Origin of the sequence: Leptolyngbya sp. AS-A5 (assembly GCF_039962495.1) — a bacterium.
Taxonomy (GTDB): domain Bacteria; phylum Cyanobacteriota; class Cyanobacteriia; order Leptolyngbyales; family Leptolyngbyaceae; genus Leptolyngbya.
The window spans coordinates 112322-129235 of record NZ_JAMPLL010000009.1; the positions used below are offsets into that span (position 1 = coordinate 112322).

Here is a 16914-nt window from a genome sequence, read left to right on the forward strand (position 1 = left end):
GATACTGTTGCGAATTCCAGAACTTCGCGATCGTATGGTCGTAGATTCCACCATGTTCAAATCCAACCCCATTGAAGCGAAAAACGATCCAGCCGCAAGCATACCTTGGCGAATTTTGGCGATCGCATGCATCATCGGGTTTGGATTCAGCGGAATGCGGCATTTTATGATGCAGTCTGAAGCTTGGGATCTCGGAATTTTTGATCAGGCAGTTTATCTGATTAGCCAGGGTCAAACACCGTTTTCGACGCTGTTAAGATTTCATATTCTGGGCGATCATGCTGCCGTAATTTTTTACCCGATCGCCCTGCTCTACAAGATTTACCCCAGTGTGTACTGGTTATTGTTCATTCAAACGATCGCGCTTGTGATTGGCGGTTGGATTGTGCGAGAACTGGCACTTCAGGCAAAGATCACACCGAAATGGGCAACGCTGCTGATGGGGGTGTATTTGCTGTATCCCTTAACGTTTAATGCGAATATTGCCGATTTTCATCCTGAAACGATCGCCGTTCCCGCATTCTTAGGTGCAGTATGGTTTGCCCGCGCTCAGCGATTGTGGCAATTCTGTATTTGTGTGGCGATTATTCTGAGTTGCCGGGATGCACTCGGATTGAGTGTGGCAGCGATGGGAATTTGGCTCTGGTTGTGTGAAGATCGGCGGGTTTATGGTGCGATCGCGCTTCTTGCCGGGATTAGTTGGTTTGTGATTGCAACTCAGGTGATCATACCGAGCGCTGAGGGCGGCGTTTCTATCGATCGGTTTCTATTCCGTTATGCCCATTTGGGAAGTTCTTACAGCGAAATCGCCAAAAATCTCATCTTCAATCCGCTGCTTTTTCTGAAGACCCTGTTCACCTTTCGGAACTTTGAGTACATCGTTTTGATTTTTGCGCCGATCGTCTGGGCGAGTCATCCACGCAATTGGCTTCCTTTAGTTGCAGCCGTTCCCACACTGGCGATGAATATGCTGTCTCAGGAAGACGGACAGCGCACCCTCACCGATCAATATGCGCTGCCATTGTTGCCGTTTTTGATGCTAATTGCGATCGCAACCGTTGCCAATCCGCCGAAATGGTTGCCGAGCCGCCGAGCGATTTTAGCGTGGTCGATCGTGGGATTATTCATTCTCGGCAAGTATGGCTACTTCACGTTTTACATTCGGCGGATGGACACTTGGGCAGCGAGCCGAGCCGCGATCGCCCTGATTCGTGAAGACGATCGGGTACTGGCAGATGCGCGTTTGGTTCCCCACCTAAGTCATCGAAAAGTCATCGAGCAATTGGGACGACAGCAATTAGAGCCATATGATGCGGTGTTAATCAACGCCAAACGAGTCTGGGCAGTGCGGCGATCGATGTCTGAAGCAGAAATTCAGCAGCTTCAGCAAACCTATGGATTGAAGCAGGTCTTTGCTCAAGACGGAATTGTATTGCTGCACCGTTAAGGACTCGGTGAGGGAGACACTTCAGGCGTAGGCGCGGGCGATACACTCGGTTGAGGTGAGGGAGACACTTCAGGAGTCGGAGTCACTTCAGGAGTCGGAGTCACTTCAGGTGAAGGCGTAGAAATCGTGCTCGGTGAAGGCTGCGGAATCGATCGACGTGGCATCCGCCGAGGAGAACGGGGAACATCGGCAACGACAGCTTGAATATCCACCGACTGTGTAACCTGTTGCCCGTTGCGATTTCGAGCCGTGAGCGTAATCGTTTTTAAGTTACCCGGCATAATCGGATAGGTGATTGAGCCTCGCGGCTTGACCGCTCCCGAAAACGGCAAAAGCTCCACCTCTAAGCCATTTTCGTCTGCAACTTGCCAAGAAACCTCCACATTCGCAACATCTCCACTTGCAACAGGAAAGGTGTGTGTCAGTTGGCTTGTGGCATCTTGTCCGTTGAGGGTAAACGAAAGAATTTGAGGTCGTCGATCGGTTTCCGACGATCGCTCAATAAATAAAGGAGATTGCTCAGACGACTGAGAGGAACCGGTTGATTTTACGGTGACTGTTTCAGTGGTTTGCTGAACGATCGGAACGCGGGTGTCCGATTTCGAGAACAATTTCAGGCGATATTTAAACGTGCCGGATTGCGACGAGACAAAGGGAATCCCCTGACATTCAATTTTCGTATAGTTTGCGGGCTGCTGAAGCGAGGAAAACCAGGGCAGGTCAGGAAGCGGGAGTTCCCAAAGAACAAGTGCAGACTGAGCGGGTATCTCTGGGCGGACACGACGGCAGCCATTGTCCTGATCGGACTTCGCTTGCAGTTCTTGAGGAATTGAGGTGGAAAAATTGTAGGCTTTGCTTTGAATTTCTGCGCCTTCATCTAACTGAACCAGCACCAGCCGGTTCAGAGTTTCAGGATTTCGCACTACCCAATTTAGGCGCACCGCATTGCTTGCGCCTTCAAGATAGGTTCGCTTGGTCGGACTAAACGTGAGCACATCAGCCGTTGTGATCGGTTGACGGTTGAATCGATAAACCAAACCCAACAGACTGAGAACGGTACTGGCTCCAAGCAGCAGCAAAGCGGCTAAAACCCATTTCGGTTGCGGAAACCAGAGGAGTTTTGCTTGCGGCGGATAAGGCGGAGTCGCTGAGACGAGATCGGTGGGAATCAGATACAAGCTGACCAATGAGCGTATTGGCTTGCCCCATAACGGGCGCTGCCACTGCTGCCGGGGTGTGGCGTTGAGGACGATCGCCATTTCCTGATTTGGTGGAACTGTGACCGTACTGTTCTCGATCGTGAACTGGAAGCGCTTTTCTGAATCTCTGGCATCAAGGCGTAGCGTCTGTTCAACGTTGCCGCGATTACGAATGGTTAGCGTAAAGCTGGCATCTTCTTGGGGCACCGATCGCACTTTGGGGCTGAGTTCAGCTTCGAGATGCGCTTCGGCTAACACTTGAATATGAAGCGCATCGAGCGTCAACAGTTCTGAAGCGTTCATCGAGATCAGTTGCAAGGTCGGCGAATAGTTTCCGGCAGGCGTAGATTTGGGCGGGTGAACCGTAAAGCGAATTTCGCCACAGTTTTCGCCACAGTGCCGAGCTTCGAGCCGTAAGCCATCGACGGATTCAGCCGCATCGACGGATTGGGAATTGCGATTGAGATACTCGATCGTGAATGCCTCTGGTGGCAGTCCCGCACAGTTGAGATAGATCAAATCAGAGAATGCAGAACGATTTTCGATGTTGATCGTGAAGGTAACGGAGCGACCAGGGCGCAATAGACAAGGCATTTCAGCCGTCGTCCCTGGATCGATCGTCACGTTTAGCGTTTCTTGCTGGGGCTGAATGGACGGGACTTCAAACTGAAGCGGATGGCGAATTGTTTTGTTGATGTGTTGCTCAGATTTGTAGGCGATCGTGTAGTGATAAATGCCCGGAGCCGCATGAGCGGGAATATCAAAGTTGAGCGTGATAGTTTTGATTTCTCCCGGTGCGATGGCAGTTGGCGATGTCGGTGAGAAGGAATGCCATTCCAGCAGGGAAAAGAAGCTAGGTTCGGTGACTTCTAGCCAATAGTGAATTGCTACGTATTTTGCATTTGGCGCTGTGTTAGCGATCGTGAAACTTTGACAGAACCGAATGCCTCGATCTGTCTCAATTCTTTGCATGTCAGAGCGCGTTTCAATTTGCATCAAGTGTTCTCTTCGACTCCAACCCGTTCCATATTGTGACGCAACTTATTCGCTTCTGAAAGCACTTCAAACAAAAAACATAAACCGTAGACCTATAGCGATCCCGTTTGAGTCGTGAACGCTAAAAGGAGTAGGAATAGGGAGTAGGGAGACATTTTCATTTAATGCAGCAGCGCTCTGTGGAAGGCTCTGAGAACCTTTGGCGAGATATCCGGCATGAAGTTAGGACAAGACGACGGAGTTTAAAGTTGGGCAATGAAAAAGCTAGATCGCGATCGCGCTGGATTAGCTCAAACGAGAACTTGAAGCAATCGCTTCGCTCCATGAAGTGACCGCCCAGAGTCGAACCAGGGTCGAACGTTCTCTATTTCTATTTATTCAAAGTAATTATTTCTGTTGAAGATGAACGAGGAGAATGCAAATAACAAGAAAAATTTGATTTTTGATAGAGTAAATTCGTTCTATCTCTGCGTCAAGAGGGAGGCAGACGAAGATTTTGGCGCGACTTCTCGTACTCGGTGAGGATTTCCTGATGTCGGGCATTCGGTAATCTAACAATCGTGGGCACTCTCAAAGCTTCCGCAAAATGATTAACTAAAGACAGTCAATCCTTAAGAGCTTGTTGTTACAATACTTTATAATTCTTGCCTCCGGTGTCGATCGATGAATGTAACCTCTCCTTCCTCTATTGCTGCTGAAGCGCCTCAACCTACGGACACTCTTCCCTTTATTCGCACCGAGAACGGCATGATCACATCGGAGTTAGCATTGGTTCCGAATCAAGCCGATATGACAACGCTGCGCTATGACCCTGATTTGATTGCAGCCTATTATCGGACGCGATCGCTCAAAGTTTGGCAGCGCACGCTGGGAATTTTTCTACCGTTTCTCTTCTTTGCAGCGCGGCTGTGGTGGGATCGCATTACCGGAAGAACGATTGAAAGTCAGCCCAAACAGGCGATACATCTGCGCGAGATGTTGACGAATTTAGGTCCTGCATTTATCAAAATTGGGCAGGCACTGTCTACGCGACCGGATTTAGTGCCGCCGACTTATCTGGAAGAATTAACCAAACTTCAAGATCAGCTTCCTCCATTTCCAAACGAAGTTGCATTCCAATTTATTCGCGAAGAGTTAGGCAAAACCCCGGATCAGATCTACGAAGAATTGAGTCCGATGCCGATCGCCGCTGCCTCTTTAGGTCAGGTCTACAAAGGCAAGCTGAAAACAGGCGAAACCGTTGCGGTCAAAGTTCAGCGTCCGGGACTGGCGCGAAGCATTGCTCTGGATATGTTCATTCTGCGGCGTTTGGCAGGGTGGGCGATGAAAAACATCAAGCAAATCCGGAGTAACTTGATTGCGATCGCTGATGAATTAGCGACTCGCATCTTTGAAGAAATGGACTACACCCATGAGGGACATAACGCCGAGCGATTCCAAGAACTCTACGGACACCTGCCAGAGATCTACGTTCCTAAGATCTACTGGGAATATACGGGACGGCGAGTTCTGACAATGGAATGGATTACCGGAAACAAGTTGACGCAACTCGAAGCGATCCGCGCTCAGGGCATTGATGCAACTCACCTGATTGATGTTGGGGTGCAATGTTCGCTCCGACAGCTTCTAGAGCATGGATTCTTTCACGCCGATCCACATCCTGGGAACTTACTGGCAATGCCCGATGGACGCTTAGCGTATCTCGATTTCGGCATGATGAGCCAGGTTGAACCTTATCAGCGATATGGACTGATTGAAGCGATCGTCCACCTGGTAAACCGGGATTTTGAGGGCTTAGCTCAAGATTATGTCAATCTGGGATTTCTATCGCCCACGATGGATCTGACTCCGATCATTCCGGCATTCGCGGAAGTATTCAACGAAGCATTAGGTGCTTCTGTTGCCGAAATCAACATCAAAAGCATCACCGATAAATTATCGGCGCTGATGTATGAATATCCTTTTCAAGTGCCTGCATTTTTCGCGTTAATTATCCGATCTCTGGTCACGCTTGAAGGAATTGCGATTAATGTCGATCCGAGTTTCAAAGTTCTCAGCAAAGCCTATCCTTATGTATCAAAGCGGCTCTTAACTGATCCGGCTCCAGAACTGCGGGCATCGCTGCGCGATCTCTTGTTCAAAGATGGAAGTTTTCGCTGGAATCGGTTAGAGAACTTGCTGAAGAATGCGCGAGACAATTCAGACTACAACTTAGATCAAGCGCTCGATCAGGCAGCTGATTATCTATTTAGCGATCGGGGTGAATTTATTCGCGCAAACTTAGTCGATGAAATTGCGAAAGCATTAGATTCACTGAGCCAAACCGCTTGGAAAACCCTGTCTTATGGTTTTCGCGAACGAGTGGGTTTAGCGGTCGAACGATCGCCTTTACCGCCTGAAAACCAAGCTACTTTAGACCATCTCAAGCGGGTGTGGAATATTCTGAGAGAAACACGCGGCTTCAATCAGACGAAAATGATTGCATTAATCCCGCGTTTATTAGCGAAACCTGAAACTCAGAAGATGGGGCAGCAAATCATCAGCGATCTGTCTCAGCGACTCGCAGCGCGATTGATTCGAGAAGTGTTACTCAAAGAAGAGGTAAGTCGTCCAGTGCAGCCCACCTCGGCTTTAACCGTAGTTCGATAACCTGAAAAAGCAATTAGCGTTCGGATTTCTGCCCATCCCGGCGACCCAGTTCATAAACACCGCAGCCCATACAGGCAAGCACTCCAACGCTAATTGCCCAACTTCTTCCCAAACCAATCTCCACCCCAAAATTGCACAGCGCCCCGATGCCCAAAAACGGGAAAATACTCAGAATCGAAGCATAAAACGCATTCTGAGCTTCTCGCGCCGATCGGGTGCGCTCAAACTCTTCGATCGATGAATAGAGCGATCGCTCCGCATAGTTAAACCAGCGATTCAGTTGCTCCATCACCCAATCGCTTGCAGGCGAGAACCCCAAATAGAGCGCCAATGCCCAGAGACAAGCGCCTGCTATCGCGCTTGGATCAACCGTGATCCTAAAGACAAGTAAATCGATCGACATCTTTGCAAAAGGACAAACGTTGTCCTCAAAGATAACGAATGCCTCGCGTAAAAATCAATCACTCACTCATCGGTGAATAAATCAGCCTGCAACTCAAATCCAGGTAAAACTGTTTCTCCAGATAATTGTGTCGGCAGGGATTTGACCTCTTTATCCTGACCTTGTCGATAAATTTCGACCTGCTGATCCTGTGGATTAAACAGCCAACCCAGCCGAACACCGCTATCGAGATATTCCTGCATCTTTTCTTGCAAATCGCTCAGACTATCGGTTCGAGAGCGCAGTTCAATCACAAAATCAGGCGCGATCGGCGGAAACTTTTGGCGTTGTTCTGGGGTGAGTGCCAGCCAGCGTGATCGTTCAACCCATGCTGCATCGGGCGAGCGCTCGCCCCCACCAGGGAGCCTAAACAATGTTGAGGAACTGAATACTTCTCCAAGATTTGTTTGGCGATTCCAGATTCCTAAATCGATGATATAGTTAGCCTCTCTCTTGCCACTATCTCCGCCAACCGGGGGCATAACGATTAACACTCCTTCCGTGTTCCGTTCAATGTTCAACTCAGGATTACGAATGCAGAGTTGATAAAACTGCTCATCACTGAGATGAACATGATCCAGATTCAACTTGAGGGGAAGCGACAGTTCCATCTTTTAACTCCCACTGCTGGCTTGAATACGCTCCTTCATTATTGCCTAAGGGGACAGACGATCGATGACCCATTGCCCATCGTGAAGCTGATAGCGTAGTCGATCGTGCAAGCGACTCGATCGCCCTTGCCAAAACTCAATCTCACGCGGAATCACTCGAAATCCTCCCCAGTGCGGCGGGCGCGGCACTTCTTGATTCTCGTATTCAAGCTTCAATGCCGCTAACTTTTGCTCTAACACCTCACGGTTCGGAATCACCTCGCTTTGCTCGGATGCCCAAGCTCCCAAGCGGCTATTGTGTGGACGACTAGAAAAATATCCATCCGATTCTTCCGGTGAAACCTTCTCGACCGCGCCCACAATTCGCACTTGGCGCTCTAACTCTGTCCACAGAAACACCAGTGCGGCTTGAGGATTGGTTTCTAGCTCTTTGCCCTTGGTGCTGTTGTAGTTCGTGAAAAAGGTAAAGCCCCGATCGTCCACCGCTTTAAGCAAGACAATTCGGGCATCGGGAATGCCGTCTTGCGATGCGGTCGCTACGGTCATCGCGTTGGGTTCGGGTAGTTCTGCCTTCACCGCTTGATCAAACCAGCGACGAAACTGCTCGAAAGGATTTGAATCAACATCTGTTTCGTTGAGCGTTTCTCTGGTGTAGTCTTTTCTGAGGTCTGCGATCGAGGAAGTAGCCATCGTTTTTATCTATCTTTGTCCTAATTGCATTCTTTGTCCTAATTGCATTGTATTAAAGACACAGAGTAGATTACTGAAGACTTGCACGATCGGAGGACGACAACGAATGACGCTGTTACTTGCTGGCGATATTGGGGGAACGAAAACGATTCTACGTCTGGTGGAAGCGGAAGCAGATCATATAGAAACCGCCCGAAACAACCGATTTGAGAAACGCTATTCCAGCCGTGAATTCCCAGATCTCGTACCAATGGTGCAGACGTTTCTCAAGCAAGCGCAAGAAGAAACCGGACAGACGTTTCAGCCGCAAAAAGCCTGTTTTGGCATCGCAGGGCCTGTGGTAGACAACACAAGCAAGGTTACTAATGTTGGCTGGACACTGGAAGCCGATCGTTTATCGGAACAGCTATCCATCCCACAGATTTCGCTAATCAATGATTTTGCGGCGGTTGGTTATGGGCTTTTAGCGCTAGATGAATCGGATTTGCAAACACTACAAGTTGGCAAGCGCGAACCGAGTGCGCCGATCGCGCTGATTGGTGCAGGCACAGGATTAGGGCAGGGATATCTGATTCACAACGGCAAAGAGTATCAAGTCTTTGGTTCAGAAGGTGGGCATACAGATTTCTCTGCACGCACCGAACTAGAGTTTCAACTATCGCACTATCTATTAGAGAAGCTTGATATCGAGCGAGTGTCCGCCGAGCGTATCGTTTCTGGACAGGGCATTGTGTCAATTTATCAGTTTCTGCGCGATCGCCACTTCGCAGCCGAATCTCCTGAAATTGCAAAGCTGATGCAGGTCTGGGAATCGGAAATCGGCAAGAGTGAGAAAACGGTTGATCCGGCAGCCGCAATCTCGCAAGCGGCACTGGAGAAGCGCGATCGGCTTTCAGAAAAAACGATGCAGATCTTCATTGAAGCCTACGGTGCAGAAGCAGGAAATCTGTCGCTGAAACTGCTTTCGTATGGCGGATTGTACATTGCAGGTGGAATTGCAGCAAAGATTTTGCCATTGATGGAAGAAGGCAGCTTTTTACGATCGTTTGCGCTAAAGGGCAGAATGCGATCGTTGATGGAACGGATTCCTGTTCAGGTTGTGTTGAATCCACAAGTTGGACTGATTGGAGCCGCGCTCTGTGCATCTCGCTTGTGATCATCTTGTGTGATCATCTTGATTGTGCAGAGGCTAATTTTGTGTAGAAACACGATAGAGCAAGCCTAGTCGATTTGTGAACGCATCGCGTTTCAGCCCTAACCCTAACCCTCTCCCTAGGGAGAGGGAACAAGAGACCTCTGGCTCCTTGATACTAAGCATCAAATTGTTCTTCAATTGAGCCAGTTCAACACCCGATCGCTACATCACGGGTTCAATCACAAACAAATTCGCCCCAATCGATCGCGCTTTCAGTAAAAACATTAGTCAACTTCCCTGTGTACGTATAGCTAAAGATGTGGTAGTTCACCATCTCATGAACTACAGGAATTATTTCGGGGCAGCGTTTAATGTTTGGGACTTCGCTAGCCATCGACTCAGTGATACGGATGCTGAATATTCACTCGGTCGCGATCTATCGAACAAACAGTACAATGGGCAGACTGAATAAAAATGCTTCTATTTCAGACCTGTTCTAGATCCTAGACGGAGTGGCATAGATTACCTATGTCAAAAATTTTCACAGATTGACTTATAAAGTAAAGAGGAATTCCCGATGCAATCTTTTCTCTCGATCGACGATCTCGAATGTATTTCACAAGAAACGCTCCGCTTAATGGAAGTTCGTCAAGACATTCAACAGCGATTAGAACAATACTGTGTTCGCCTAGAAGAACTCAAGCAGGGCTTTGACCAAAAAGGCATCCTCGAAAGTGATACTCAAGCGCAAGCAACTTACGAACAACTATCTACTGCTATCCGGCACTATCGCACGCAGATACAGCATGACTTACCGGAGCTATCTCGCCGCTTAATCGAAGCGCGTCAGTCTTTAGCGGACAATGGGGAAAGCACGGCTGACATTGACCTGATCAAACAAATCATCGAAGAGCGACGAGAAGAACAGGCGCAGCGCGAATACGAAGCGCAGATGAGTAAGCATCAAGCCGAAAGATTAACGCAGGAGCGGCATGAAACCGCAGAACAACTGCTCGATCGCATTCGCGAACAGACGAATTATTATGATGCGTCGTACTTAGCCATGGATGTCTATCACTACCGCGAAGATTTAAAAGGAGTCAATCGCTTAGATGAAGTCGTAGAGTTTTTGTATAACCGAGTTCAAGCACTCAGCGAGAAGCCGATTACGATTCAAGGGACTGCGATCCAGAGGCTTAAAATCATGGATGCTCATGCCCGTAAGCTTTGGTCGCAATCGCAATCTGAACCAAGACCAATTAGCGAAAAACGATCGAAGCCTGCGCCGTCTGACAGTGAATCCGACAGTGAAACTGAGGAAAAAGAATCCTACACCCATCTACGGGGAAAAGTAGTCGTGTTTGGCGGACACACAACGACGCGAACCTATGTAAAGGAGAAATTGCCCAAGGTTTATTTTGTCTGGTCTACCGTGGAAGATGGATTGCTGATTGTGGATCAAGCGGTGCAGCAGATTCAGACAGCCGATGTGGTCTTATTGCTCACCGATGATACAAGCCATGCGGTCACGCGCAAAGCCATGACCGAACTGCGACGATTGAAAAAGCAACCGATCGAACTCCATCATGAAGGTGTGAATACGATCGTGGAGAAAATCGCCTGGAAACTCATGTTTAAGTCTTGTTAGAGGATGCTTGTAATACTTAGCTGGAATACTTAGCAAATTCTTGTATCTGTCCTAGCCCAACTCGTCAAAGAATCGCTAATTTGGTATTGGTGTGATAGTCTAGTCGCCTGTTGACAGCCTTGCGTATGCTGCAATCTGGCATTCACAGATCGAGGATAGAGGCGCATGGCTGAGCCGTTAATTGAACTTAGAGAAGTCAGCAAAACGTTTGGGGAAAACAAAGTCCTCGATCGAGTGAATCTGACGATCTATCCGGGAGAAGCACTGGCGGTGATCGGCCCATCGGGGACGGGAAAATCAACAGTGTTGCGGATTATTGCAGGACTGCTGGCTCCCGATCAGGGAGAAATTCACGTCGGCGGCAAACGGCGCAAAGGATTAATCGAGGATGCTCCCGACCCCTTACTCATCAGCATGGTGTTTCAGCAAGCGGCGCTATTTGATTCACTCACCGTTGAAGAAAATGTCGGGTTTCTCCTGTATCAGCATTCCCGGCTGTCTCGTCGCCAGATTCGGCAACTGGTGGAGGAGCGCTTAGAGATGGTGGGACTGTCGGGAATCGGGCAGCGCTATCCAGCAGAGTTATCCGGCGGCATGAGAAAACGGGTGAGCTTTGCGCGAGCGATCATGGTGAACCCTGAGAATCCTGAAGATACGCCTGCTGTGCTACTTTATGATGAACCAACAGCGGGCCTTGATCCGATCGCTTCGACGGTGATTGAGGATCTGGTGCGAGTGCTGCAAGATCCGCAGCGGGGCTGTCAAAGTTATGTGATGGTGACACACCAAGAGAGTACAATCCGACGGACTGCCGATCGCGTATTATTTCTCCATCAGGGGCAGGTGCAGTGGGAAGGCAAGGTACATGAACTCGATACGACAGACGAGCCGTTAATTCGGCAGTTTTTGAGTGGCAGTGTGGATGGGCCGATTCAGGTATTAAGGTAGGAGTTATGCGATCGCGAACGGTTCGAGAAGGTTCAGTCGGGTTGATGATTTTAGCAGGCGTGGGTCTGTTTGGCGGCTTGGTGCTATGGATTAAGGGGCTGAATCCTGCGAATCAAAGTTTCACGGTCTATGCGGATTTTGCCGCAATTAATGGGGTGCAGACGGGGTCTGCGGTGCGCTACCGTGGCGTGAACGTGGGCAGAATTGAAAATATCGTTCCAGGGCCGAATGGGGTCGAGGTAAGGCTAGAGATTACACGGTCGGATCTCGCGATTCCGAAAGATTCAGACCTGAGCGTGAATCAAACAGGCTTACTCGGTGAAACGGTGCTAGATATTACGCCACGTCGAGCGATTCCTGAGACAGCGGTTTCGGCGGGGCCTCGCGATCGTAACTGCGATCGCGAACTAATTCTCTGCCAAAATTCCCGCATCAGAGGCGTAATTGGGATTAGCACCGATGAGTTGATTCGGGCGACGATTCGCTTTGCAGATACCTATAGCAATCCTCAATTTACTGGCAATATCAATACCCTGACGAAAAATAGCAGCGAGGCAGCCTCTGAGATTGCCCGACTCAGCCGCGAAGTCACCGGATTGGTGAGAACGGCACGAACTGAAGTGAGAACTTTTTCATCTACGGCACGATCGATCGCAAATACGGCAGATCAAGCCACGTTAACGATCGCGCAAATCAATGAGCTCATTACAGCGAATCGATCGACCTTGGTTTCGACGTTGGATAACTTGAGTGCGACAAGCACTGAACTCCGCGGCAGTGTAGCGCGGTTCAGTCCGTTGCTAAATCAAGTTGAGGGGAGCAATTTGCTCCGCAACTTAGAAACACTGTCAGCAAATGCGGCTCAAACTTCCGCAAATCTCCGGGATGTTTCAGCCACGCTGAACAATCCGACAACGGTGACTATGCTGCAACAGACTTTAGATTCTGCTAGAGCAACCTTTGAGAATACGCAAAAGATCACTTCAGATTTAGATGAGCTAACGGGCGATCCAAAGCTGCGCGATAATTTGAGGCGATTAATTAACGGATTAAGCGGCTTGGTGTCTTCGACGCAACAGCTCCAGCAACAAGCCGAGATTGCTCAGATTCTAGCTGCACCAACCGCACAGCCTGTACCCCCTCAATCCGCAGCAAAACCGATCGACACGGGTTCATCAACACCCTAGAACGCTGATCAAACTGTCTTGAAAGTTGACGATGAATTAGGGGACTTGTTCAAGACGATCAATCATTGTCGTCTTTATCAGACGATTGATTCTTGTCGTCGTCATCGTCTTTACCAGGCGATTGATTCTTGTCGTCGTCATCTTGGGCTTGATTCTTGTCGTCATCATCTTGGGCTTGATTCTGGTTTTGTTGCTGCTGATTGGCTGGTTGGTTCACGGCTTCCTGTGGCGCTTGCGATTCTGGTTTTTTCTCAGCTTCAGGTTGTCCGCAGCTTGTCAGTAAAACGCTCCCAGTCAGCAGTGAAGCACTGATCAGTAACGCTCCCAAAGTTTTCGTTCCTAAGCTTGTCATAATCACCATCTATTATTTAATCTTCTTTCAAGAATCTAGCGAACAGAAGTCCTAATAGCGTTCTAAATTTTCTATAGGTATGATTCTTCAACCTCAATGGATACTTCTGCTCGATCGCTAGAACCAGCGCTTCGGATACCCTTTTCCTGTAGCGAAATGGCTGAACGCCGCAGTACAACCAACCATGATCAGCGATCCGGCTAATACGGGAGTGAAGAGAAAGTCCCAAGATGCGCTATTCATCACGCCGACTAAGGCAACCGCGCCGCCCGGAGGATGGATCGTTTTGGTTAATTGCATCAGCTTGATAGCTGTAGCAACCGATAGCGCCATCACCCAAGGAGCCGTCCCAAAGTAGTGAACCGAGAGAATGCAGACGATCGCGCCAATACAGTTTCCTAAAATCACGTTGCGGGGTTGAGCAAGCGGACTGTCGGGGAGGGTGGAGAGAATGACGGCAGTTGCACCAAAGGGAGCCGCAATCAGCGGATGGTGAGTGTGTACTGAAAGATAAGCCAGCGTTGCAATACTGAGGAAACTTCCGAGCCAACAGAGCAGAATTTGACTGTAAGAGAACTGAGGTTGGTTGGTAGTTCCAAAGTGCTGTAAGAAATATCGCAGCGATCGTACCGTTGATCGAGATCGAGTCAAGGTTTCAGCGTGGCTTTCGGAAAAGAGCTTTCTCATAACAGCACTCAATAGTTGAACTAAAGTTGAACTATTGTCAGAATACCGTAACAATTATGCTCGAAACAGAGAAACTGTGCCTTTCACTACAGTTTTTTCTTATCAAGCCTATATGAGTTCGTCTACAGATTTGAGCAGGATTTCGATCAGTCCGCGCAAGAATTTGATTTCACTGCCGAGGATACACCTCCTAAAGTCTGAGTATTGCAGTGAATACGGGAGTGTTGGCAATGAAATTACAAATTGTGGATGCAGTTGATCTAAATCGAATTGCAGGCTTGGGGAGTTGTGCGAGTGCTGGCTATGGCAGTGGCGACAGTGGGAGACGATCTCATTAATTCTGTTTCTGTTCTGCAATGCTCATTGTCTCCCACCAGCGATTCAGCGGGAAGTAAACCACAGGTGCCCACAAGCTGCTGAGAATGGCAGAGCTCAGCGCAATAAATTGGTGATACGTCCAGATGTCGGAGAGCGATCGACCGCCTGAAACGCTAAATTGTAGCGCCGTGATCGTCTCCGAAACCACTGCCATCAAGAAAACAATCAGCGCCACTGAAATAAAATCTTCTTGGACATAGCGCTGCTTTTGCAGCTTTGCGGTCAGCGCCCCCACCACAATCAATCCAAGCGCATGAGTAGGATGGGATGAAGACATTCCATCTTGTAGTAACCCTAAAATTAATCCTGCCATCGCCCCTTGCCAGACGACGCGCTTAACACTCCATGCCACAACCCAAATTAAAAGCCAGTTCGGGCTAATTCCCGCTAATTCCATTCCAGGCAATCGTAGCGGGAGCAACAGCAGACATAACCAGACCGATCCCACCGTGATCGCGCCGTTGAGGAGTGGGCGAGCGATCGGATAGGTATCCGTGAATTTTGCGATCGCACGAAGAGTCATGGCGTAGGGCTGGGTAAGGCGGTTGGAGAAGGCGAAGCGGAAGATCCCTCAGGTGCAATCGTTGCCTCTGGCAAGGGTGATGCTGCGGGTTGTGGAGCAGGTTGAGAAGTTGCAAGGGCGGGTGTATGTGGATAAATGATTGCCCACTCTAAATAGTTGATTGGAGCAGCTAGCTCGATCGTGGCTTCAGGAGCAGGGCTTTTGGTGAGATCAACCGATTCCACTCGTCCAACTGGAATTCCTGCTGGAAACAACTGGCTAAACGAAGAAGTAGTAACCACATCGTCTTTGCGAACATCGGGGACTTTTTCAAAAAATTCCACCACTGCCCGATTTCCCGTTTTACCGCGCAGGTATCCCATAAATCGACTGCGGCTAATTACCACACCCACATGACTTGATGGATCGCTCAGCAGAAGAACGCGGCTTGTACTCGCGGTCGTCTGCGTCACTCGCCCAACAAGTCCTCCTGGACTCAGAACAACAGCCCCTTTTTTGACTCCATCATTTGTGCCGCGTCCAAGCGTCACTTGTTGCCACCAGTGGTCTGCGCTACGCCCGATCACAGGTGCCGGAATCCCTTTCACTGGCTTCGATCGAGCCAGTCCCAGTAATTCTTCTAATTTCTGATTTTTGCTCTCTAGCTCAATCAACCGCTGGCGCAGTTCGTTATTTTGAGCGGTGGCTAATTGTTCGGGTAAAACAGGCTTGGACTGAAATGGCCGGGTAAACCATTGATAGGTTTCCATCACAAAGCCAGCTTGAGTCTGCCGAACTAAGAGTGCCGTTCCTAGTCCCAGGGTAGCAAGAGTAAATGGGACTCCAAAGCGATCCCACCAGCGGCGCAATTCGTACATTCAGCATTCTCAAGGGATAGACTGCATAGCAAACTGAGTCTTACCAATGCAAGACTTTACACAATTTCCACGCTTTGATGCGCCCGATCAGGACAACTAGCGGGGCGGACGAGTGCTGAAGACGCGCTCTAATTGCTTAAAGTTTTCTAACACGCGACCTGTCCCCAGCACAACACAACTGAGCGGATCGGCGGCAACGTGAACCACAATTCCGGTTTCGTGACTGATTAGGGTATCTAGTCCTTTGAGCAATGCGCCACCCCCTGCCAGCATGATTCCTCGATCGATAATGTCTGCGGCAAGTTCCGGGGGGGTTCGCTCTAGCGTGCGCTTGACGGCATCGACAATCACCGAAAGCGGCTCTGACATACTCTCGCGAATTTCAGGTCCTTTAATCGTCACGGTTCGCGGCAGCCCAGACAGCAAGTGCAAGCCCCGGACTTCCATCACTTCTTCATCAGCAGCACTCGGGTAGGCAGAACCAATTTGAATTTTGATTTCTTCGGCGGTGCGTTCCCCGATCACCAGGTTGTGAACCTTTTTCATGTACTGAACGATCGCATCGCTCAATTCATCCCCTGCGACTCGTACCGACTCGCTCAAGACTGTTCCTTGCAAACTCAGAACCGCAACTTCAGTCGTGCCTCCACCGATATCGATGATCATGTTTCCGGTCGGTTCTGCTACGGGTAATCCCGCCCCGATCGCGGCAGCAACAGGTTCATCGATCAAATACACTTCACGCGCTCCGGCTTGTGAGGCTGCTTCCATGACCGCACGACGCTCGACTCCAGTGACTCCACTGGGAATACCGATCACAATGCGGGGCGAAACGAGCGCTTTGCCTTCGTGGACGCGCTGAATGAAGTGCTTCAGCATCAGCTCAGCCGTATCAAAGTCAGCAATTACACCGTCACGGAGGGGGCGCAGAGCGACTACGTTTCCGGGTGTGCGACCCAGCATGCGTTTGGCATCTTCACCTACGGCTAGTGGAACTTTATCGGTTTGGTCGATCGCGACAACGGACGGTTCAGATAAAACAATGCCTTTGCCAGATACGTAGACTAGGGTGTTAGCGGTACCGAGATCGATACCCATGTCCCGCGAGAGGGAGAAGCGACTGAAAAGACCCACTAGATTCCTGCCTCTTAAAGTGTAATGAGTA

General features: G+C 49.4%; 15 protein-coding genes. 6 read left to right on the plus strand and 9 right to left on the minus strand.

The genetic code is table 11. The features are described from left to right. Positions 1–52: 52 nt before the first annotated feature. Positions 53–1447, plus strand: coding sequence for a DUF2079 domain-containing protein (locus NC980_RS13110; protein ID WP_206753825.1), 1395 nt, complete (start codon positions 53–55; stop codon positions 1445–1447). Here the strand turns inward: NC980_RS13110 and NC980_RS13115 are convergent. Then, positions 1444–3642, minus strand: a complete 2199-nt coding sequence (locus NC980_RS13115; RefSeq protein ID WP_190376990.1) for a hypothetical protein — start codon at positions 3640–3642, stop codon at positions 1444–1446. The two genes, NC980_RS13110 and NC980_RS13115, sit on opposite strands and share 4 nt — an antisense overlap. Positions 3643–4305: 663 nt before the next feature. Here NC980_RS13115 and NC980_RS13120 point away from each other — a divergent pair. After that, a complete protein-coding gene (locus NC980_RS13120) occupies positions 4306–6291 on the plus strand; it encodes an AarF/ABC1/UbiB kinase family protein (RefSeq protein ID WP_190376991.1) in 1986 nt (661 codons plus the stop codon). Between the two features lie 13 nt (positions 6292–6304). Here NC980_RS13120 and NC980_RS13125 read toward each other — a convergent pair whose 3' ends face one another. The 3 genes from NC980_RS13125 to pdxH all read right to left on the minus strand — a co-directional run bounded on the left by NC980_RS13125 (position 6305) and on the right by pdxH (position 8034). Then, positions 6305–6694, minus strand: coding sequence for a hypothetical protein (locus NC980_RS13125; protein ID WP_190376992.1), 390 nt, complete (start codon positions 6692–6694; stop codon positions 6305–6307). Between the two features lie 62 nt (positions 6695–6756). Next, entirely contained in the window at positions 6757–7344 is a 588-nt protein-coding gene (locus NC980_RS13130; protein WP_190376993.1) for a Uma2 family endonuclease, read from the minus strand. Between the two features lie 45 nt (positions 7345–7389). Continuing rightward, the gene (gene pdxH, locus NC980_RS13135; protein ID WP_190376994.1) at positions 7390–8034 is read right to left on the minus strand and encodes a pyridoxamine 5'-phosphate oxidase; all 645 of its coding nucleotides are present in this window, start codon (positions 8032–8034) and stop codon (positions 7390–7392) included. 106 nt (positions 8035–8140) lie between these two features. Here pdxH and NC980_RS13140 point away from each other — a divergent pair, with 106 nt between their 5' ends. The 4 genes from NC980_RS13140 to NC980_RS13155 all read left to right on the plus strand — a co-directional run bounded on the left by NC980_RS13140 (position 8141) and on the right by NC980_RS13155 (position 12952). Further along, entirely contained in the window at positions 8141–9190 is a 1050-nt protein-coding gene (locus NC980_RS13140; RefSeq protein WP_190376995.1) for a glucokinase, read from the plus strand. 556 nt (positions 9191–9746) lie between these two features. Beyond that, positions 9747–10817 (plus strand): hypothetical protein, encoded by a 1071-nt coding sequence (locus tag NC980_RS13145; RefSeq protein WP_190376996.1) that lies wholly within the window; start codon positions 9747–9749, stop codon positions 10815–10817. A 165-nt stretch (positions 10818–10982) separates the two neighbouring features. Continuing rightward, on the plus strand, positions 10983–11765 hold the full coding sequence (locus tag NC980_RS13150; protein WP_190376997.1) for an ATP-binding cassette domain-containing protein: 783 nt from the start codon (positions 10983–10985) through the stop codon (positions 11763–11765). 5 nt (positions 11766–11770) lie between these two features. Further along, positions 11771–12952: an MlaD family protein gene (locus NC980_RS13155; RefSeq protein ID WP_190376998.1), complete on the plus strand. Its 1182-nt coding sequence runs from the start codon at positions 11771–11773 to the stop codon at positions 12950–12952. A gap of 58 nt (positions 12953–13010) precedes the next feature. Here NC980_RS13155 and NC980_RS13160 read toward each other — a convergent pair whose 3' ends face one another. The 5 genes from NC980_RS13160 to NC980_RS13180 form a co-directional block, all read right to left on the minus strand. After that, positions 13011–13304, minus strand: coding sequence for a hypothetical protein (locus NC980_RS13160; protein ID WP_348253933.1), 294 nt, complete (start codon positions 13302–13304; stop codon positions 13011–13013). Between the two features lie 117 nt (positions 13305–13421). Further along, positions 13422–13991 carry an HPP family protein gene (locus NC980_RS13165; RefSeq protein WP_190377000.1) on the minus strand — a complete coding sequence of 190 codons (570 nt, stop codon included), beginning with the start codon at positions 13989–13991 and terminating at the stop codon, positions 13422–13424. A 334-nt stretch (positions 13992–14325) separates the two neighbouring features. Beyond that, a complete protein-coding gene (mreD, locus tag NC980_RS13170) occupies positions 14326–14892 on the minus strand; it encodes a rod shape-determining protein MreD (RefSeq protein WP_190377001.1) in 567 nt (188 codons plus the stop codon). Continuing rightward, the gene (mreC, locus tag NC980_RS13175) at positions 14889–15749 is read right to left on the minus strand and encodes a rod shape-determining protein MreC (RefSeq protein ID WP_190377002.1); all 861 of its coding nucleotides are present in this window, start codon (positions 15747–15749) and stop codon (positions 14889–14891) included. The genes mreD and mreC overlap by 4 nt, the downstream gene beginning before the upstream one ends. Before the next feature lie 96 nt (positions 15750–15845). Next, positions 15846–16847 (minus strand): rod shape-determining protein, encoded by a 1002-nt coding sequence (locus tag NC980_RS13180; RefSeq protein WP_190377003.1) that lies wholly within the window; start codon positions 16845–16847, stop codon positions 15846–15848. Positions 16848–16914 lie beyond the last annotated feature (67 nt).